Origin of the sequence: Beijerinckia mobilis (assembly GCF_000745425.1) — a bacterium.
Lineage (GTDB): Bacteria > Pseudomonadota > Alphaproteobacteria > Rhizobiales > Beijerinckiaceae > Beijerinckia > Beijerinckia mobilis.
In genome coordinates this window covers 149,868-169,320 of sequence record NZ_JQJH01000010.1, presented here as the reverse complement: position 1 = coordinate 169,320, position 19,453 = coordinate 149,868, and the positions used below count along the sequence as shown (strand labels likewise).

The window sequence follows — 19,453 nt, the reverse complement described above, 5'->3', positions numbered from 1 at the left end:
TCTCTGGTCGGCCGCGTTCTCGAGGGGCTGGGGAGCCGTGGCGGCTCGGTCCGCATGGAGGCCGATTCCAATCTGCTGATCGTGCAGGGCACCGCCGCCGAACGTCAGGCGGCGATGGAAGCCGCTGAAATGGTCGATGTCGACTGGCTGAAATCGCGTTCCGTGGCGGTTCTGCCGCTCACCAATTCGAGCCCTGACACGGTGATCAACGAGGTCCACCACATACTCGGCACCGGCGAAGGTGGATTGAGCAAGGATATCGTGCAGATGCAGCCGATCAACCGGCTGAATGCGGTGCTGGCGGTTTCGCGCAATCATGCGGCGATCCAGAAGGTGACGCAATGGGTCGCCAAGCTGGACAAGGCGGATTACACGGCGCTGGGCGTCAAGGTCTATAAGCTGCAATATGCCAATGCCAAGACGGTCGCCAAAATGCTGAACCAGATTTATGGCGGCAGCGGCGGCGGCCAAACCAGTGACGATCAGGACAAGGATGTTCTGCAGCCGGGTGGCGCATCAAGCAGCACGGCGGCTGGAAAAAGCGGAACCGGTAGCAGTGCATTCAGTTCGGGCTTCGGCAATCAATCCTCGAACCAGAGCAGCAGCGGTTTCGGCGGATCCTCCGGTACTCAGGTTGCGAGCGCGTCAGGCTCCAGTGCCTTCGGATCAAGCCCATTCGGCTCGCTGAAATCCGGCTCCGGTAGCGGCGGCCAATCGGGCGGGTCAGGCACGGACGATAGTGCTTCCGCCGGAGGCGGCGGTGGCGCTGGCAAGAACAAGAACATCAGGATCACACCTGATGTGGACACCAATTCCCTTTTGATCTACGCGAACCGGCTCGACTATCGGCTGATCGAACATACCGTCCGCTCGATGGACCGGCCTCCGACCCAGGTGGCGATTGAAGTCACGGTGGCGGAAGTCACCCTGACCGATGCGCTGAACTATGGCGTGCAGGCCTATTTGAATCAGGGCTCGGTTGCGGCGCAATATACCAATACTTCCGGGTCGAGCAGTTCGAGCTCAAGTTCAAGCACGAGCACCTCCACGGTCATTCCCCTCGCGACGACCAATCCGGCCTTGAATCTTCTCATCGGTCAGGTGGTCAATCCCCGCCTCGTCATCAATGCTTTGTCGACCATCACGGATGTCAAGATCCTGTCGACGCCGTCGCTCGTGGTCGTCGATCGACAGCCCGCCGTACTGCAGGTCGGCGATCAGGTGCCGATCCTCAGCCAGCAATCGACCTCGACGATCACCTCGACTTCGGCGATCGTCAACAGCGTGGAATATAAGGATACCGGTATCATTCTGAACGTCCTGCCGCGCGTGAATGCGAATGGGATTGTGGCCCTGGACGTCGAACAGCAGATCAGCAGCGTCAGCAGCACGGATTCGACCACCCTCACGCCCACCATTTCCCAGAGGCGGGTCCGCAGCACCATCGCTATTCCCAGTGGACAGACCGTCATGCTGGCCGGTCTCATTCAGGAAAAGAGCAATGGAACACGCACCGGTATTCCCATCATCAATAAAATCCGTTTCCTGAATGATATCGTTTCGAACCGCAGCACGTCAGACAGCCGCAGCGAACTGATTATTTTCATCCGGCCGCAGGTCATCCGCAACGGTTTCGACGCTCAACAGGTTTCTGAGGAGTTCCGTGAACGCCTGCAGGTCATGCGCGACCACCATTGAGGATTGCTCGTGCTCGATAGCTCCGATTCTCCTTGCAATGGCTCCAGCGTGGCTACGAAATCGGCCGCGCTCGCATCCCCTGTGTTGCCGGAAACCAGGAATACCAAAAGCGTGACCCTGAAGAACGAGACTGCGACAGGTGGTGGTCTCCATCACGAGGGGCTCGATCGCAAGGGTCTCAAAGCAGACGAGGAAGACGGCTTTTCGGAAGAAAGCTGGCTCGATCTGCCACCTGCCCTCTATTTCCTGGCGGTCGTCGTCATAGGTCTATGCGCCGCCACCCTGCTTCCTCCCCCAGACGCCTGGTTCTTTACCGGATTTGGCCTTCTCGCAGTCATCATCATCCGATCCGATCTGGAATCCTTTCTCATTCCCGATTGGGCCAGTCTTGCCGTCCTTCTCCTGGGGCTTGCACGGGCGATCATTGTGCCATTGGCCGATGGTTGGGGAACGCTCGGAGAGCTTCTTCCGTCAAACCTGTGGCCGGAGCTATGGCCTGCCCTTGCCACAGCGCTTCTTGGCTTTGTGCTGTTTTATGCAATCGCGCGGCTCTATCATGTTTTCACCGCGCGCGAAGGATTAGGCTTCGGCGACGTAAAACTCGCAGGCGCGCTGGGGGTGTGGCTCGATCCCTTCAGTTTTTCGGTCATGCTCCAATTGGCGGCTTTCTCGGCGCTCCTTGTCGCCTTGCTGGAGCGTGGATTTCGACAAGGGCCGCGCACCACGCTCTTGCCATTTGGCGCTTTTCTCACGCCCTGCGCATGGCTTTGCGCTTTTTTGCTCGCGCTGGAGCCGGATCTGTTGGGGTTGAGGCCATGAAAGCGCAGGCACCAGCAATACCGGAACACATTCGGATGGTTCCGAAATGCTCTATCGCGACAATGGAGCATTTTTTCGATCTTTTTCAATCGCCAGACGCATCACTTGCCAGGCGGGATCCACGAGAAGCTGCTCGGAAAATCGAACGAAAGAGAGATCATTCGCAACGCGGAGCCATTCTCGTCTTCGTCGTTCTTTTGATCGCGCTGATAGCGACCCTTCTCGCCGCCGCGCAACATCTTGTCGTCAGCAACGCCCGCGCGGCGAAGGTCTTCGCTGATTCCCTGCGGGCGGAAGAACTCGGCCGCACCGCGGTCGACCTCGTCATGGCTCAGATCCAGACCGGCGATCCTACCGGACGACGCAACGGCTCATTCACCGCTTTCCTGGATCAGGCCGATCTTCATATTGATTATCTTTCCGAATCTGCGCGGATCGATGTCAATCTCGCGCCTCCTGCCTTGATTGCGGGTCTTGCACGCGCGGCAGGTCTCGAACCCAACGAGGCCAGCGCGCTGAGCGAACGGATCGCCTCGCTGCGCGGCGCAGGCAATAAGAAATCGATCGAAGATATCGAGGCCGTGGCATCAACATGGGACCTTGACCCCGAGGTTTTCGCCGCTATGCGGCCCTATCTGACCGTCACCAATGGAAGCGCCAAGGTCGATCCTTTGATCGCCGATCCAAAAGTGATCGCGGCCCTGTTTGAAGGGGAAGGTCCGGCGAGCGAACTTTTTCTCGCCAGACGCGCTGAAGGTTTCGCGACGGAAAATGATGCCACCTCGGCGCTGCCTTCGCGCGTGCGCGAGGCTGTCACCTTCAAACCGGCACGCGCCCTGCGGGCTCACGCCCGCGTTCATCTCGCGGATGGCTTCCAAAGGAGCTATGAATTCGTTCTCACTATGCCGAAAGCTGATGACGAGAAGGCTGAGCCTCTCGCCTGGCGCATGATTCCCTGAGGTACGAGACGATGCCTACGGACCTCTTCGCAAAGCTTCTGATCCTGTGGAACTGGTTCATCGACGCATTGAGCATTGTCGTCGTCGCCTGCCGGGATCATTTCTCGCCGCCGAAGCGTTTGCTCGTGCGGCTGGGTGATGACGTCTGCGATGTTTTCGCCGCCGATGGGATCCTGCTTGGCTCAATCACCCGGGAAGGTGAAGGATGGACTTCGACATCCCCCGTGCAGACCGCCTTCGAAAATGCACATATTGATCTCGCTTTGCCCGAGGCCTGGATTTTGCGGCGCAGCCTCCAGCCTATCGCTGCGGAAAGCCTGCCCTTTGTCGAAGCTTTGGCACGGCACCAGATCGAACGGCTGACGCCATGGCGTGTCGCGGATACTTATTTCGGCGTCAGAACCGAGCCCTTCGAGGATGATCCGGCAAGACTGCGTGTAGAAGTCGCCGTCGTCGCGAGAACCAAGATCAGCCATCGGTTGAATTTTTTCCGCGCCGCCCAGGCAGCGAATATCCGTCTGCTGGTGCTTGAGAATGACGCGATCCCCGCTTTCGTTCTTTCAATGAAGGATGAATTCGACGGCGAAAATGATACGGTCAAATTGCGCCGCCGGATCAGCTATGGATTGGCGGCCGCCCTGCTGCTGATCGGCTTTGGTTTCGGTCTGTCTGCTCTAGAATATTGGCGCGTCGGCGGGGAGATCGAAACACTCGATGAAGATATTGCCCGGCAGCGCGCGCTCTTGCGGCCGCCGGATCTCGGCACCGATATGAAGGTCGTGACGGCGCAATCCCTGCGCCGCCGGCATCGGATCGGGCCCTGTGTCACCGGTTTGTTGGAGGCTCTTTCCGACGCTTTGCCGGATCATGCCTATATCGATGATTTCGCTCTGGAGAAGGGGGCTCTGCGGATTTCCGGAATGTCGCGGAATGTCGCGGATCTGGTGCCCCGCCTTGAAGGAACAAAGTTTTTTTCCGAAGTTGGTTTCGCCGGCGCGACGACACGCGAAGAAGGTGGCGTAGACCGTTTTCATCTCGAAATGCATATTGTCGCGAACTCAGAAAATCGGTGTTCCTGATGCCTTCCGCCTTTTTTTCCTTCGTCCTGCGCAAGGTCCGCCCCAACCGCCTCTCCATCGATTGGGCATCCCTTGCCACGGCGGTCAAAAGCCTCGCGACACAGGACCTGACCTTCAAAGGCCCGGCCGGCGCTCTCATCCTTCTCGCAGGCTTTTTCACTCTCAGCATCGGCGTTTTGCTCATGCAGGCGAACGAGCTCGGCGCGATGAAGCTCGAACGCGACGCCAAGACGGAACAACTCGCCGTCCTGCGCAAGAAACAGCCGCCGCAGCTTCAAGGCACAGGCACCGATCAAGCTGTCGATATGCGTGAGCCTTTTATCGTCGCGACGACAAAGACGCTTGCTGCCGCTGAAGTCGATCGGCTCCTGCGCGCTGCCGTCACCGATTCCGCCGGCAATCTTCTGTCGAGCCGCGTGGAAGGGGCTGGCGAAGATTTTCTCCAGACGGCGACACCAGGACAGGATCATCGTATTGCCGCCGATGTCGTGGTCGAGGGAAAAATCGAGGCGCTTCAAGCGTTAATTTTCCAGCTTGAAACCGGCGCTCCCTATTTCTTCATCGAATCCCTCAATGTGCAACCCGCGCAAATCGGTGGTGAGAATTCGAATACACCGATGTTGCGGGCCACATTCAAGACTGTCGCCTATTGGCGGGTGCCAACATGAGGTCAAAGACGCATCGCGGACTGTTTCTTCTGCTCATTGTTTCGGCCCTTGCCGGGAGCGGTTCAAAATTCATCCACCCGGCGATAGCCGAGCCAGCGCTCACCGATTTCGAGGCTACGCGCGAGCGCCCGCTCTTCGTCCCCACGCGCCGCGGCCCCCCAAAGCCTGTCGCCCATTATGAACCGCCTCCACCACCTCCGCCGCCAGTGGAAACACCACCGCCGCGCGTGCGCCTGGTCGGCATCGTCTATAGCGAGCAGGAAAAACGGGTCCTCCTCATCGCGGATAATCCCGCGAAGCCGCGCAGCCTGCAACAAGGCGATGCGATAGACGGATGGGCCGTGACACGCGTCGACCCACGCAGCATCGAATTGCGAAACGGCGAACGCTCGCTCGTTCTCGTCCTGGGGAAGAAGGACGCTCATTCCCGTTAATGTCCATGACATTCGAGAGTTGTCGCTTCAGACCCATAAGAACAAAACAGTCTGAACCTGATTCATCGCACTTTAGTATAAGTGTTCAAAAAGTGTTTATTTCCAATTGAACCAAGATTGTTTTATCAAGATGAAACTAAAGTAAATTTGATTAAAATTATTGTTTATCATTTATTCCGGTTGGCCACCCGCTTATTCGCGCTAGATTGCCTTAATCGATATATCGGTCGCAAATTCCGCTTCGCCTGTGACACTCGCTATTATCGTGAAGTATCAAGCCCAAGAGCAGATTCCGAATTTAAGATAGTTGTGAAACCGATCAAAGATACAGAGTATCAGATCTGACCATCCTCCGCTCTAAAGCATGCGGTGATAAATTTGACTCACTACGTGATTTCCTTACATTGAAAACGCTCTGAATTTTTGAGTTTGGTATTTCTGGAGAAGCAACGTTCATTTTTAGCGTACTTCTGTGTAGCCTTCCGTTCTATCAAAGTATTTATCTTATTAATACCTACATAATCCATATACTTTCTTAGCTTTACTCTACACCACAAAAAATTCGATATGCTTATTTTTAAAGGTGTTTCTATGTATTTTTTGACAGCAGTTTGCGCATGCCGGTGAGAAAATCGCTCGCTCAAGTGGAAGCGGCTTTTGTGGAAGCTGCAATCGACCCGAATTTGTGGAATCAGGCGATGGAAATTGCCGCCGACGCCACAGGTAGCGCGGGTGCCTTGATGTTTCCGGCCAAAGGCCCCGCCGTCAGCATTCCTCTCACCAGATCCATGCTTGGCACATACGAAACCTACCTGCGTGACGGATGGTACCAGCGGGATGAACGCTATCGCGCGATCCCTTTGATGATGCGCAACGGCGTCGCGACCGATTTCGATATTTTCACAGCCGAAGACATGCAGAGGCATGAATATTACCAGGACTTCCTCGCGAGGGCAGGCTTGCAGTCCGGCGCCATCGTCAAAGTGGCCAGTGATCACGATGTCTGGGTACTGTCGCTGCAGCGAGGGATCGGACAGGGCCGTTTTAACCCCGAGGAACTTCGTCTTATTGCGTCCTTGAGCGCCAAGCTCTCGAGCGCCGCGGCGCTTGCCGAAGCCCTAAGCTTTGCTAAAGTGGAAAGCGCTCTCGGCGCGTTCGAGTCCTCGGGGAAGGCGGTCGTCCTGCTCGATCGCATGGGGCAAGTCCAGAGGACCAATGCATCTGCCGATCGGCTGCTCGACGGCGATGTGACAATCGCCAACAAGCGCCTCGCCTCTTGGTCGGCACAGGCAACATCGGCGCTAGATCAAGCCTTGCGGACGCTTCTCTGGTCTCCCGGTCCTGTTTCGCTGACCCCGCCTGTTCCATTGCCACGCAAGGATCCCGCCCGGCGTCCGCTTCTCGCCTATCCTTCACGCATGACACCGACTTCAGGCGATCTCATCGCCGCCTGCCGCGCCATCGTCGTGCTCGTAGATCTTGATCATCGCCCTCGTCCGCCAGAGGAAACTTTACGGGCGATTTTCGGTCTCACGCGTGCTGAAGCCCGGCTCGCCAGGCAACTCTCATCGGGAGAAAGCCTCGCTGACGCCGCCGAGGTGCTCGGCATCAAGCTGGAGACGGCACGCGCGCATCTCAAAGCCGTGTTTTCGAAGACCGACACGCATCGCCAGAGCGAGCTCGTCGGCCTGCTGGCGCAATTGTCATCATTCAACCCGTGCCGGTAAGGCAGACTTTGGCGCAGACGAAAACAAAAATGTCTACGCCCTGGGTGAGGATCGCTTTTCCGTTTCACGCTTCAAGCATGTTCGGAAACATCCGAACATGCTCTAAACCGGCTCTACGGCCACGATCCCGGGTATCGTTTTCAGGCTTCCCGCTAGCTGCGCCGACACATTGAATGTGCCGGCCAATCGCACTTCCACATCGCCGCCATCGGTCATCAAAACCAGTGATATCTCGCCATCCCCACGTGTCGTCAATTTCTGCGCTATGGAGGCCAGACTGTCTTCATTGCGGACAAAGACACGCAGGCCTTTTTGTATGCGGCTCGCCACCTGATCGAGCGGTTCGACGGAAAGAATGCGGGCGCGCACATCCTCGCCCTCGGCGACGGCCTGCAAAGCGACAAGAACCGCCGCGCCTTTTTCGAGCATGTCACGATATTGGTTGAGGCTTTCCTGAAACAGGATCGCCTCATATTGGCCGGACTGATCGGACAATTGCACAATACCCATTTTGGTGCCGGATTTTGTGCGCCGTTCCTTGCGGTCGAGCACTGTTGCCGCAAGCCGCGCGGCGGAAGCCTCGCCCTGCTTCACCTGCCTGGCAAAGCTTGCCCAACGCTGCACCCGCAGCCGTGTCAGAATCGAGGTATAACCATCGAGCGGATGGCCCGAAAGAAAGAAACCAGCCGCATCGAATTCCTTCTGCAACCGTTCCGCAAGCGTCCAAGGCTCAGTTTTCGGAAACAGGATCGTGCCTGACGCGGGGCCGCCGAAAAGGACGCTCTGGCCAGCGGCCTCCTCCTCGCAGCGGCGATTGGCCATGGCGATCATGGTTTCGATCGCCCCGAAGACTTTCGCGCGATCCTTGTCCAAAGCGTCGAAGGCCCCCGCCGCGACGAGACATTCGAGCATACGCTTATTGATTTCGCGCGGATTGAGGCGATGCGTGAAATCATTCAGATCACGGAAAAGCCGGCCGCCGCGCGCCGTCACCAGGGCTTCCGCCTGCGCCGAGCCAACGCCCTTGATCGCCGATAGAGCGTAGCGAATATGCAGCCGCTCGCTCTCGTTCTCTTTCTCACTGGCGACGTCGAAATCGACGCCGGAGGTCTGCACATTGGGAGGATCGACGGGAATGCCGAGACGCCGGGCCTCGTTGCAGAATTCCGCCAGCTTGTCCGTGTTGGATTTATCGAGCGTCATCGACGCGGCCAGGAATTCAACCGGATGATTGGCCTTGAACCAGGCGGTCTGATAGGCGATCAGGGCATAGGCTGCGGCATGGCTCTTGTTGAAGCCGTAATCGGCGAATTTGGCGAGAAGATCGAAAATCTCGTCTGCCTGTTTCTTGGTAAGGCCGCGTTCCACCGCACCCGTGACAAAGCGGCTGCGCTGGGCGTCCATTTCCGCCTTGATCTTCTTACCCATGGCGCGGCGCAGGAGATCCGCCTCGCCGAGTGAATAGCCCGACAGCACCTGGGCGATCTGCATCACCTGTTCCTGATAGATGATGACGCCAAAGGTCTCCTTCAGAATATGTTCGATCTTGGGGTGAATGTAATCGGCTTGTTCCTCACCCAGCTTCACCGCGCAATAAGTGGGAATATTGGCCATTGGCCCCGGCCGGTAGAGGGCGACGAGAGCGATGATGTCCTCGAAATGGTCGGCGCGCATTTCGACGAGCGCCTTGCGCATGCCAACACTTTCAAGCTGGAACACGCCGACCGTCTCGCCGCGCCCGAGCATCGCATAGGTTTTCGCGTCATCGAGGGGAATTGTCGCCAGATCCACCTCGATCCCACGCCGTGCAAGAAGCTTGACGCAGGTCGAAAGCGTGGTCAGCGTCTTCAAACCCAGAAAGTCGAATTTCACGAGACCGGCGGGCTCGACCCATTTCATGTTGAACTGGGTTGCCGGCATGTCCGATTTCGGATCACGATAGAGCGGCACCAGATGTTCGAGCGGACGGTCGCCAATGACAATGCCCGCCGCATGGGTCGAGGCATTGGAATAAAGCCCCTCGAGCGTCTCAGCGATCGTGAGCATGCGCCCGACGAGCGCATCCGAACGGGCCGCTTCCTGCAGGCGGGGTTCGGATTCAATCGCCTGTTTGAGGCTGACCGGCGCTGCCGGATTCTGCGGTACCAGTTTGGCAAGTTTATCCACTTGGCCGAGCGGCATTTCCAACACGCGACCGACATTACGCATGACGCCGCGCGCGAGAAACGAACCGAAAGTGATGATCTGCGCAACTTTATCCGCGCCGTAACGGCGGCGCACATAAGCGATCACCTCGTCGCGGCGGTCCTGACAGAAATCGATATCGAAATCCGGCATCGACACACGTTCCGGATTGAGAAATCGTTCGAACAGGAGGCCGAAACGGAGGGGATCGAGATCGGTGATCGTCAGCGCATAAGCGACCAGCGAACCGGCGCCCGAACCACGTCCGGGGCCCACGGGTATGCCTTGCGCCTTGGCATATTTGATGAAGTCCGAGACAATCAGGAAATAGCCCGGAAACTGCATTTTGACGATAATGTCGAGCTCGAAGGCGAGGCGCGCGTGATAATCCTCCACCGTGAGGCCCGCTGCTGGCGGCTGGGCGGCAAGGCGCGCCTCAAGACCCGCCTCCGCCTGGCGCCGCAATTCGACCGCCTCCTCATCAGCCTGCCCGGAACTGCCGAAACGTGGCAGAATCGGTTTGCGCGTTAACGGCCGATAGGCACAGCGCATGGCGATTTCGACGCTATTGTCCGTCGCCTCCGGCAGATCGGCAAAGAGCGCGACCATTTCAGACCGGGTTTTAAGCCGGTGCTCCGGCGAAAGGTGACGGCGGTCGGCATTGCCAATCACGGCCCCTTCGGCAATGCACAAGAGAGCATCATGCGCCTCGTAATCAGAAGCGGCCGCGAAATAAGGCTCGTTGGCCGCGACGAGCGGCAGGGATTTACGGAAAGCGAGATCGAGAAGCTGTGGTTCGACGCTCTGTTCGTTGGAAAGATGATGGCGTTGCAGTTCTGTATAGAAGCGGCCCGGAAAAAGCGTGGCGAGTTGATCAGCGCGGATAAAAGCGGCCTCGGGGCGTCGCGCAGCAAACGCCCGGTCCAGCGGGCCGTCGGGACCACCGCTCAGGGCGATCAACCCCTCGCAATGGCCGGACGCCAGTTGCGAGAGACGAACGTGGGGCAACTCGCCCGCTGACGGATCAAGCCAAGCGCGCGACGTCAAATGCATGAGATTGAGATAGCCGGTCTCATTCTGGGCGAGCAGAACGATATTGGCGCAGCCGGCGCCATTCTCATCGCCGCGCGTGGCCAACGCCTGGCCATCGCCGAAATCAACCGTCAATTGCAGGCCGGTAATAGGCTGGATCCCAGCCTTGTAGGATTTTTCGGAAAATTCGAGTGCGCCGAACAGATTGTTCGTGTCGGTCAAGGCCAGAGCCGGCATTCCATCGGCCGTGGCCAATTTGAGCAGTTTGTCGATCTTGATGGCGCCTTCCCGCAGGGAATAAGCGCTATGCACATGCAAATGGATGAAACCGACAGAAGCTGACATCGAATTATTATCCGTCAAAGAGAGCGGCAACGCGAGTCATACCGATTGAAAGGAAGTATCTTTCCACCGAATCCACTCGGAAACGACCTGCCCGCGCGCCACCTCGGGCCGAACGCATGTTACGCGCCGAGCCTTACTGCGACCGCTCGTTTCGGACCGTGTGCATCTATCTCTCGTGTGCTCCGGGTCTAAATTGATTGCAACAATGCAATCTTGAGCATCAACAGCGAAATTGACAGAATCGATGATTAGGGGCTTTATCCAATGAAAAGCTGGGGCATATTCGCAGCACTATAGGTTGATTTCAAATTTACTAGATTTACTTAGTAAAAAGTAAAGATATCGAACAATTCCAGATCAAAACATCCTATCCTGCAAACAGCGTTTAAACATCTTCTTTATAAAATGAACAAGGCACGTTCTTTTCGGAGGGACCTTTTCCATCATGCTTCAGATCAATCCGGAAACCAGTTCACCTTATCAATGGAGCACGGTGGAACCGATTGAAGCTTGCCGTCAGGCGCTTCATAAACGTCCTTTTCTACTGCGCCATAATCTTGCAGGAAATCCCATCTTCTCCGTCGAGGCTTTCGCCAAGGTCGCGGAAGCGGCGAGCATAAGACCGGACGATCTTCACATGGACGCCGGCAAGGTGCGGTTGACCGACAAATGGGGGCAAATTCCAACCCCGGATGTGCCCGTCGCCGAGGTATTCAAACACATCGACACAGCTGACGCCTGGATCATCATGAAACATGTCGAGATTGATCCGGTTTACGGAGAGTTTCTCGATAATTTTGCCGCTTTCGTGCGCAAGATCGCAGGTCCCGAAGGCGCTTCCATGATCCTCAACCCGGAAATGCTGGCCATCGTCACATCGCCGAACCGGAAGACGTCCTTTCATTTCGACTCGGAAATCAACTTCCTCGTCCAGGTGCAGGGAACGAAGGAAGTCTGGATCTGCGATCCGCAGGACCGCAGCATAACAACGGAAGAGGAACTCGAAAGCTATTACGCTGGCAATATCACCGCCGGCACCTACAAACCGCATGCGGAACAAGCCGCCTGGCATTACTTCCTGCAGCCTGGCGATGCCGTACACATTCCCTCACATGCCTGTCATTGGGTACAGAATCACGACAATGTATCCGTATCTTTCAGCCTGAATATGGAATTTCCCGCCTGGCATCAGGCCGAGGTCTATCGCTTCAACCGCTATCTGCGCAAATTGGGTATCATTCCCAATCCTCCGGGAAAATCCTGGCTACGGGATCGTTCCAAGGCGGCGGCTATAACGACAGTTCGTCGGACGAAAGAATTGTTGCACCGCCCAAGCTGAATGGACGCACCATCCGAGAGAAACGCGATGGGACGAACCCCATCGCATCCGCAGGATTCCCGGGAATGGGACATGAAGAGATATTGATGTGCCCATAGGGATTCGCTTCGAAATCAGAGCCTTTCCGATTGATCTGGCACGTGTAGCGATTTTTCTTCGACCAGAAGGCTCCCGCGGAACTGCGATCTCGGATGTCCGCGGCGGCAGCCATCATTGGCCATTTAACATCTCCCTGTTTCAGACGTCGATTGAATCCTCATTGCGCTGAATATGGTAGCGGCGCAGACCGTCACGCAGCAGGCGATTGTCGCTGACCAGGACCGGCAAGCCATGGATATCCTGGGCAAGATCGATATCCGGATCGAAGCCGCTCTCAATCAAAATATCCTTGCGGCTGATGTAGAAGCGGTTGCGTTTCGGTCCGTGAAAACCGTGCAGGACGCTGCCTTGCACGCAGCCGATATCCTGTTTGATATGTATCTCGCAGCGCTGGGCGAATTCCCGGAGCCGCCGGATATAGCCTTTGGAAAGCGGACGCATGCGCTGATCAGCCAATTCCCTTTCCGTCACGCTCAGGAGTTTGCCGCAGAACCCAAGCGCCATATGATAATCGGCGGAGCCCGTCACCATCCAGTCGATCAAACGGCCGATCCCTTGCAGCGCATCACGACGAATGGCCCAGGAATAGCCGTAATGCTGGCGCCAGTCCTTCTGTGTTCGCGGATTAGTGAGCAGAGCGCGGGACAAACGCCCCGGTCCATAGCCGTCATTCGGCATATCCACATCTCCCGCGAGCCAGGCCGCACAGAAGCTGCGGTCGATATCATGGCCCCATTCATTGGTGAGGCATTCTCCCTTGGGGCCAAGATCCATCGAATGCGACCATGTCTGCCCAACCCGGCAATGCTGTAACATGTGCACCGTCTCGGACGCCCAATCCGCGCGGACATGCCTGATGTCTGCATCCTCCCAGCAGAGATATTTCGCGTCCTCCGGCAAGTGGGAAAAGCCGAGATTAACAAGACCTTCCTTGAGCCAGATCTCCTGTTCCGAACCGCCGCGCACCTGCACGATCCTGACATGCCGCAACGCCGGATCGTCCGGATCGAGCTCGTAGGGCCGTTCTCCGAAAGCATGTTCGACGACGGTTAATTGAACACCCGAGTCAAGCATATGCGCAATCCATTCACGCAGCAGGCGTATGCGCGATTGAAAGCGCCTGGCATTCGAATAGACACCTACGACATGAAGCAGATTTGCATGCATCGATCATCATCCGGCAATTGGAAACGCCATAGCGCGGAGAAGTGCTATTGCGCTATGATGATCGATTACATAACATCGTCGTTCCCTTTCCGCGACAACCGCGCCATCCATGACATCGGCGCAACAGACCTGATCTGCTCGAAAGCCGTGTAGGGATAGGACCCGAAAGAGCAGATCGGGCAGGCACGCAGCGCCTTTGCGCGATGAAATCATTACGCTTGGAAGAGAATCTTTGAGCGACTCATACGGGATTCGCCGGCTATGGCCTCAAGCCGAGGCCAACCGTCCGCAAATCGTTTCCGGTTGTGCGCGTCCGCCTGTCCACATTTTTGCCAGAGAGACAAAGAGAGACAAGATGATGGGGAAGAGACGGAATTGTCGTGATCCGAGGCTCGTCTCGGATCACGGTATCCTCGCGAGCGATGCGAGAAGCCCCAACACCTATCCGGCCGTCATCGCCACCATCAATACCGTGGCAACGGAGAGCGGCACATCGTCATGACACACGAAGAATAGATCTATTTCGGCGATCTCGATCCGACACCGCACAATTGTTGCGTATGGGATGCGAATAAAATCCGCATATAGAGCGGTCCAGATCAGTGACGCCGCAGCCTGTCGACCCCTGAAACGTAGCCGCGAACCAAAGCAGGTTTTCGAGAACGGTCTCGCAGCCGTGCTCGCCGATGAACCGGTCAAGGAATCCGGTCAAGGGGCACGGGTCGAGACCCGTTCAGGAAGGCACAGGTCGCTCAGCCGGCGCTCAGAGCCGCTTCGACTTTCTTTTTGCTCGATGCGGTGGCGGATGTCGGCACTTCCACCTCAACCTCCAGGGTCGAGACTGTATCGCCACGCTCCATTTTCACATTGACCTTTTCAGGTTCCATGGTGACGTGTTTGGCGATGACGGCAAGGATTTCCTCGCGCAGGATCGCAATCAGATCCGATCGGCCTATGACCGCGCGCTCATGCGCGAGAAGGATCTGCAGCCGCTCCCGGGCGACAGGCGCCGAGGTCGTCGGGCGCTTGAAGAAATCAAACAGACTCATGCAGCCCTCCGTCCGAACAATTTGCCGAGGAAACCGCCCTTCTTCTCACGCGGAACGGAAACGGAAACCATTTCACCGTTCAACCGCCGCGCAGCCTCCTGATAGGCACGTGCCGGCGCGCAGGAGGGATTATTGAGCGTAACAGGCGTTCCGACGTTGGAAGCCTTCAGAATTTCCTCACTCTCGGGGATAATGCCGAGCAGCGGGATGGAAAGAATTTCGAGAACGTCCTCGACCGCCAGCATTTCGTTGCGCTCGGCCCGCGCGGCGTCATAGCGCGTCAGCAGAAGATATTTTTCGAGCGGTTCACCCCGCTCGGCCTTGAAGGTCTTCGAGTCGAGCAGGCCAATGATCCGATCGGAGTCACGAACGGAAGAAACTTCCGGATTGGCGACAACGACTGCGAGGTCGGCATAACGCATGGCAAGCGTCGCGCCGCGCTCGATGCCTGCCGGACTGTCGCAGACGATCCAGTCGAATTTCTCCCGCAATTCCTCGATGACCTTGCCGACGCCTTCTTCCGTCAGGGCTTCCTTGTCGCGTGTCTGCGAGGCCGGCAGCAAGGAAAGATTATCGAGGCGCTTGTCGCGGATGAGCGCCTGCACAAGCTTCGCTTCACCCTGAACGACATTGATGAGATCGAAGACGACCCGCCGCTCCGCACCCATGACGAGATCGAGATTACGCAAGCCGACATCGAAATCGACGACGACCACGCGCTGCCCTGTCTGTGCGAGCGCCGTCCCCAAGGCCGCGCTCGACGTTGTCTTACCTACACCGCCCTTGCCGGACGTCACGACTAAAACCTTGGCCATGCTGGCCTCCCCTGCAGCCGCTTTCGGAAAGGCCCGTGAGCCACCGAAATCCATTACTTTCAACGTCCGAATTCGCTTTACAGCATTTTGTCTTTACGTTGGATCGCTCCGCGATTCCATATACATGAAAATGCTGTAAATGTTCTGAGTGGAGCATTTCTGGATAGATACGAAATGCTCTAGCCTGGTCGCTGTCATTCCTGTACGGCCACCATCAACCTGTCGCCATCGAGCCAGACCTGGACTGACCGCCCGATGAGATGTGGCTCGACAGCATCCGCTGTCATGTAGAAGCCATCGATCGACAGCAGTTCCGCCTCGAATTTCCTGCAGAAAATCCGGGACTTCCGCCCCGAGGCGCCAGCGATGGCACGGCCGCGCAGCGACCCATAGATGTGGATGGAGCCGCCGGCGATGATTTCCGCTCCGGATGCCACGGAACCGACGACGATGACATCGCCTTCAAGGTGCATGATGCTCTGGCCGGACCGCACCGGCGTATCGATCAGCAGTGCACCGGCGGCTTCAGCCTCATGTGTATCCGTTCCGGCTGCCTGGCCATTGACATGGATGGCGGACTGAGTGTCATCATTGGCAAAAAGGTCGATGACATTCTCACGCCGGCCGCCGCGCAGCACCGGCGGCATTTGTAAATCATGGCCGGAAAGCTCCGCGCCTTCGAGCCCCATAATGCGAATGCTGCGCGCGGAAAATTCCTGCAGCAGATCGCCGAGCGCCGACCGGCTCAAATTCAGGCCGGTCACATCGAGAACCACCGGGCGTCCAAGGAAGAATCCCGGCGAACGCTTGATCCATTCATCAAGATCGTCGAACCAGGCCGATACAGGCGCTTCTGGCGCCAGCACCATGGCGTGGAAGGAACGGCCACGAAAACGAAGGGAAGGACGGGAGCGAACCGCTGCTGTCACGAAGGGCGCCTCTTGAAATTTACCCCTTCATCTAGGCAGTCCTTGGTTAATTTACTGTTAAGACCTCTTAACGGTTCTTCATCTCTCTTTGGCGAGGGACCCTTTAAGCAAGGACCAAAGAGCTGGCTTGCGACGAAAAAGCAGCGAGCGCGAGAACCGCTCCTGTTTTATAAGACTTTGTTATATCTTATATAATAAAGAAGAGCGTGGAACCGCCGACCTTTGCTCATTTAGCTCCGGCAATCATCTTCCTCATCCGGTGGCATCGGCTCATTCTATTAAGCCTTTAGGATATCTGCCGATTTTTCGAAGAAGCGTTGCAGAAACTGCCGCAACGCTTCTTGCAATGATTTTCCACAGGAAAACCGGGTGCAGGCTTTATCGACGGGGATGCTGCCGACGGGCCGATGCATGACCAATGGTATTGATCAGGCTCCGTGGCCGAGATAGCCGCCATTTTGATAGATCAACGGCGCGACATCACCCGTCGTGAGAATCGATGTCACCTTGCCGATGACGATCGTATGCGTGCCGTAATCGAACAATCCATCAACGACGCAAAACAGGTTTGCCTGCGCATCGACAAGGAAAGGAACGCTCTGTTCATCATCCTGCCAGGTGCCGAAGGCGAATTTATCGTCACATTTGACGAATCCGCCGAAGGCGTTGGAAATTTCCACATGCTGATGGTGCAGCAGATTGACACAGAACGGCGTGCCGAGTTGCAGCACGGAATGAACGCTGGTCGTACGATTGACACAGACGAGAATGGCCGGCGGCTGCGTGGTGACGGATGTCACCGCTGTCGCGGTAATGCCGAACCGTTCCTTGTCCTTGCTCGCCGTGACAACAGTGACGGAAGCGGCAAGCCGCCGCATGGCGGTCTTGAACGTCGCAACGAGATCGGGAGCAGCCGAGGCCGGGAGCGTTTCTGATGTAGACATGGTTCCTCACGACAAAGAAATTACGAGTAAAAGCAGGGCTGCCTATCGCATGCCTCCAATCGCAAACCTTACCTGAATAAGGCGGAACAAAAACAGTCTTTCAATCAGGCGGCGCGATCTTGTTGGCTCGGAGCGTCAGACTCTAATTTGGGAAGCGACATGTTTTTTGCCGCTTGATCTTGTGCATGGGCGATGCCGATCGTCATCAGAGCCACAATGATGAGCACCATGGAAAGCCACGGCAGATCGGCATAGCCAAGACCGGCGGCGATGGCACCGCCACCCAGCCAGGCCCCTGCCCCATTGCCGAAATTATAAGAACTATGGATCAGCGAGGCGCCGATATTGGGCGCCTCATGCGCCTTATCGATCACCCTTGCCTGCATGCCCGGCCCATTGGCGAAACTGATGGCGCCAAGAAAGAACATGGTGACAAAAGCCGTGGGTATGGAATGATCGGCAAAGGCAAAAAGCACATAGACGACAGCGAGCGCCAGGAAGGCACCGACGATCGTCGTCGTCTGCCGCCAGTCGGCAAGCCGACCGCCAAGAAAGGTGCCGACGAAAGTGCCCGCGCCGAAGAGAAGCAGCGCGCTCGAAATCTGCGCCTCGTCCATATGCGTCACATTGGAGAGCAATGGAGCAATATAGGTCAGGATGATGAACAGGCTTGCGGAGACAAAAACGCTGGCGATGAGCGTCAGCAGCACCTGTGGTCGCCGAAGGACGACGAACTCCCTGAAAAAGCCGCCCGCCGATCGTTCCTGCCTGCTCGGCTTCAGGAAAACGGCAAGCGCAATCCATGCGATGGCGAGAAACGGCGTGATGGTCCAGAAGGTGGCCCGCCAGCCATAGGCAACACCTATCAAGGTTCCAGCCGGAACCCCGATAATATTGGCCAAGGTCATGCCGGAAAACATCAAAGCAATCGCCTGAGTGCGGCGGTGCGGCGGAACGAGACCTGCGGCAACGACGACGCCATTGCCATAGAAAGCCGCATGCGCAAGGGCGGTGAAGATGCGCGCCAGAAAAAGAAACGAGAAGCCAGGGGCGAGCGCACAGAAGAGATTGCCGAAAAGGAAAAGCGAGAGAAGACCGAGCAGAGCCGCTTTCTGTGGCAACCGCGCCGCGAGAACGGCAACGAAAGGCCCCGCGAAAGTCACTGTCATGGCATAGGCGCTGACGAGTGATCCGGCCTGTGGAATGGTCGCGCCAAGATCGTGAGCGATCTGCGGCAGAATACCCATAATGACGAATTCGCCGGTCCCAATGCCGAAAGAGGCGAGGGCCAGCGCGAAAAGAGCAGGAGGCATGCAAATTCTCAAATGAGGATCGGCGAGCGGTGACGACGAGGATTCGCGATGGATCGCCTCTTCGAAGCGTAATCGGAATCCATTGCGATGATGCAGTGGCAAACGGGAATTTTGCGAATATGGCGGCGAGATAGAACCGGTGGGATCATCGAAAGGCCGCAGAGCCTGATGCGTCAATCCAATCGCACGAACGTCACAGCCTGATGAAGAAGGGCGTCAGATCCCCCTCACCACAGGTTTCGTTCCACAGTCATTTGGCGACGGCAGCCCATTTCAGGCAATAGCATTGCCCTTCTTCCAAGACAAAACCCCGATCTGGCGACCGGGGCTTTCGAATTAAAAATTATCGTGAACCTAATTTTGCGACATTTCGAGCTGACGTGCGAGATCGCCTTTATCGACTGGAAGATGCGCGCGCTGAAAATCCTCCCAGGCCTTGTCGATCAAGCTCTTGTCATCCTGCAGGACACCATAGGCGACCATATTGTCGACGTAGATCGCTTCTTCCTTGTCGGAGAGAGCCAGTTTCCTGCCAACCCATTGGGCGAACCGGCGGTTTCTCCGCGTTTTCCTTCGAAATTCCTCGTCCTGCTGATTCACGAAAACCTGTTCATAGGCTCTTTCACGATCCGAGAACATAGTCATGGGAATACTCCTGTCACGACGCCGGAAGAAGATTCTCCGGGTTGAAGACGGAAGCTTCACTGATCGGGGATTAAGCTCTTCTTCCCGTTGGCTGGAAAACGATCGTGAGCGGGAAAGGTTGCGGCCAATGCCGTCAGAGCCCCATGCGCTATCGATCAAAGGCACGTGATGGAGCCCTGCCAATTTCCCCTGCCAATTTCTCAGACAG

At 56.8% G+C, this 19,453-nt stretch carries 17 protein-coding genes; 9 read left to right on the top strand and 8 right to left on the bottom strand.

The genetic code is table 11. The features are described 5' to 3' along the window. From DL88_RS10080 to DL88_RS10050, 7 genes are all read left to right on the top strand, one after another. Positions 1 to 1,698 (top strand): secretin GspD/PilQ domain-containing protein (locus tag DL88_RS10080; protein ID WP_034995493.1); only part of this gene is annotated, 1,698 nt, incomplete at its 5' end. Positions 1,699 to 1,746: 48 nt separating this feature from the next. Beyond that, complete coding sequence (locus DL88_RS19370) at positions 1,747 to 2,517, top strand: prepilin peptidase (RefSeq protein WP_169741558.1); 771 nt, start codon at positions 1,747 to 1,749, stop codon at positions 2,515 to 2,517. Positions 2,518 to 2,714: 197 nt separating this feature from the next. Beyond that, positions 2,715 to 3,476, top strand: coding sequence for a type II secretion system protein GspK (locus tag DL88_RS10070; RefSeq protein WP_210165297.1), 762 nt, complete (start codon positions 2,715 to 2,717; stop codon positions 3,474 to 3,476). An 11-nt stretch (positions 3,477 to 3,487) separates the two neighbouring features. Then, entirely contained in the window at positions 3,488 to 4,555 is a 1,068-nt protein-coding gene (locus DL88_RS10065) for a PilN domain-containing protein (protein WP_034995385.1), read from the top strand. Beyond that, positions 4,555 to 5,223, top strand: a complete 669-nt coding sequence (gene gspM, locus DL88_RS10060; RefSeq protein WP_034995382.1) for a type II secretion system protein GspM — start codon at positions 4,555 to 4,557, stop codon at positions 5,221 to 5,223. Before DL88_RS10065 ends, gspM begins: the two co-directional genes overlap by 1 nt. Beyond that, positions 5,220 to 5,657, top strand: coding sequence for a hypothetical protein (locus DL88_RS19365; RefSeq protein WP_051955828.1), 438 nt, complete (start codon positions 5,220 to 5,222; stop codon positions 5,655 to 5,657). The genes gspM and DL88_RS19365 overlap by 4 nt, the downstream gene beginning before the upstream one ends. A gap of 617 nt (positions 5,658 to 6,274) precedes the next feature. After that, complete coding sequence (locus tag DL88_RS10050; protein ID WP_034995381.1) at positions 6,275 to 7,384, top strand: helix-turn-helix transcriptional regulator; 1,110 nt, start codon at positions 6,275 to 6,277, stop codon at positions 7,382 to 7,384. A 102-nt stretch (positions 7,385 to 7,486) separates the two neighbouring features. Here DL88_RS10050 and dnaE read toward each other — a convergent pair whose 3' ends face one another. Next, entirely contained in the window at positions 7,487 to 10,945 is a 3,459-nt protein-coding gene (gene dnaE / locus DL88_RS10045) for a DNA polymerase III subunit alpha (RefSeq protein ID WP_034995379.1), read from the bottom strand. Positions 10,946 to 11,390: 445 nt separating this feature from the next. Here dnaE and DL88_RS19360 point away from each other — a divergent pair, with 445 nt between their 5' ends. Then, positions 11,391 to 12,284 (top strand): cupin-like domain-containing protein, encoded by an 894-nt coding sequence (locus DL88_RS19360; RefSeq protein WP_051955826.1) that lies wholly within the window; start codon positions 11,391 to 11,393, stop codon positions 12,282 to 12,284. A 237-nt stretch (positions 12,285 to 12,521) separates the two neighbouring features. Here DL88_RS19360 and DL88_RS10035 read toward each other — a convergent pair whose 3' ends face one another. After that, on the bottom strand, positions 12,522 to 13,550 hold the full coding sequence (locus DL88_RS10035) for a hypothetical protein (protein ID WP_034995376.1): 1,029 nt from the start codon (positions 13,548 to 13,550) through the stop codon (positions 12,522 to 12,524). Between the two features lie 355 nt (positions 13,551 to 13,905). Between DL88_RS10035 and DL88_RS20305 the strand changes: the two genes are divergently transcribed. Continuing rightward, positions 13,906 to 14,052 (top strand): hypothetical protein, encoded by a 147-nt coding sequence (locus tag DL88_RS20305; RefSeq protein WP_156971036.1) that lies wholly within the window; start codon positions 13,906 to 13,908, stop codon positions 14,050 to 14,052. A 250-nt stretch (positions 14,053 to 14,302) separates the two neighbouring features. Here DL88_RS20305 and minE read toward each other — a convergent pair whose 3' ends face one another. The 6 genes from minE to DL88_RS20540 all read right to left on the bottom strand — a co-directional run bounded on the left by minE (position 14,303) and on the right by DL88_RS20540 (position 19,245). Beyond that, on the bottom strand, positions 14,303 to 14,599 hold the full coding sequence (minE, locus tag DL88_RS10030) for a cell division topological specificity factor MinE (RefSeq protein ID WP_034995374.1): 297 nt from the start codon (positions 14,597 to 14,599) through the stop codon (positions 14,303 to 14,305). Beyond that, entirely contained in the window at positions 14,596 to 15,414 is an 819-nt protein-coding gene (minD, locus tag DL88_RS10025; RefSeq protein WP_034995483.1) for a septum site-determining protein MinD, read from the bottom strand. Before minD ends, minE begins: the two co-directional genes overlap by 4 nt. A 194-nt stretch (positions 15,415 to 15,608) precedes the next feature. After that, entirely contained in the window at positions 15,609 to 16,343 is a 735-nt protein-coding gene (gene minC, locus DL88_RS10020; protein WP_034995372.1) for a septum site-determining protein MinC, read from the bottom strand. 428 nt (positions 16,344 to 16,771) lie between these two features. After that, on the bottom strand, positions 16,772 to 17,287 hold the full coding sequence (locus DL88_RS10015; protein WP_034995369.1) for a flavin reductase family protein: 516 nt from the start codon (positions 17,285 to 17,287) through the stop codon (positions 16,772 to 16,774). 104 nt (positions 17,288 to 17,391) lie between these two features. After that, positions 17,392 to 18,600 carry an MFS transporter gene (locus DL88_RS10010; protein ID WP_034995481.1) on the bottom strand — a complete coding sequence of 403 codons (1,209 nt, stop codon included), beginning with the start codon at positions 18,598 to 18,600 and terminating at the stop codon, positions 17,392 to 17,394. Positions 18,601 to 18,954: 354 nt separating this feature from the next. Beyond that, positions 18,955 to 19,245, bottom strand: a complete 291-nt coding sequence (locus DL88_RS20540) for an ATPase inhibitor subunit zeta (RefSeq protein WP_034995366.1) — start codon at positions 19,243 to 19,245, stop codon at positions 18,955 to 18,957. Between the last annotated feature and the right edge of the window lie 208 nt (positions 19,246 to 19,453).

What these genes read in the sequence shown, in the direction of transcription:
- DL88_RS10065 (WP_034995385.1), top strand. Translation starts at nt 3,488, where the DNA reads ATGCCTACGGACCTCTTCGCAAAGCTTCTGATCCTGTGGAACTGGTTC.
- gspM (WP_034995382.1), top strand. Translation starts at nt 4,555, where the DNA reads ATGCCTTCCGCCTTTTTTTCCTTCGTCCTGCGCAAGGTCCGCCCCAAC.
- DL88_RS19365 (WP_051955828.1), top strand. Translation starts at nt 5,220, where the DNA reads ATGAGGTCAAAGACGCATCGCGGACTGTTTCTTCTGCTCATTGTTTCG.
- DL88_RS10050 (WP_034995381.1), top strand. Translation starts at nt 6,275, where the DNA reads ATGCCGGTGAGAAAATCGCTCGCTCAAGTGGAAGCGGCTTTTGTGGAA.
- dnaE (WP_034995379.1), bottom strand. Translation starts at nt 10,945, where the DNA reads ATGTCAGCTTCTGTCGGTTTCATCCATTTGCATGTGCATAGCGCTTAT.
- DL88_RS19360 (WP_051955826.1), top strand. Translation starts at nt 11,391, where the DNA reads ATGCTTCAGATCAATCCGGAAACCAGTTCACCTTATCAATGGAGCACG.
- DL88_RS10035 (WP_034995376.1), bottom strand. Translation starts at nt 13,550, where the DNA reads ATGCATGCAAATCTGCTTCATGTCGTAGGTGTCTATTCGAATGCCAGG.
- DL88_RS20305 (WP_156971036.1), top strand. Translation starts at nt 13,906, where the DNA reads ATGATGGGGAAGAGACGGAATTGTCGTGATCCGAGGCTCGTCTCGGAT.
- minE (WP_034995374.1), bottom strand. Translation starts at nt 14,599, where the DNA reads ATGAGTCTGTTTGATTTCTTCAAGCGCCCGACGACCTCGGCGCCTGTC.
- minD (WP_034995483.1), bottom strand. Translation starts at nt 15,414, where the DNA reads ATGGCCAAGGTTTTAGTCGTGACGTCCGGCAAGGGCGGTGTAGGTAAG.
- DL88_RS10015 (WP_034995369.1), bottom strand. Translation starts at nt 17,287, where the DNA reads ATGTCTACATCAGAAACGCTCCCGGCCTCGGCTGCTCCCGATCTCGTT.
- DL88_RS10010 (WP_034995481.1), bottom strand. Translation starts at nt 18,600, where the DNA reads ATGCCTCCTGCTCTTTTCGCGCTGGCCCTCGCCTCTTTCGGCATTGGG.
- DL88_RS20540 (WP_034995366.1), bottom strand. Translation starts at nt 19,245, where the DNA reads ATGACTATGTTCTCGGATCGTGAAAGAGCCTATGAACAGGTTTTCGTG.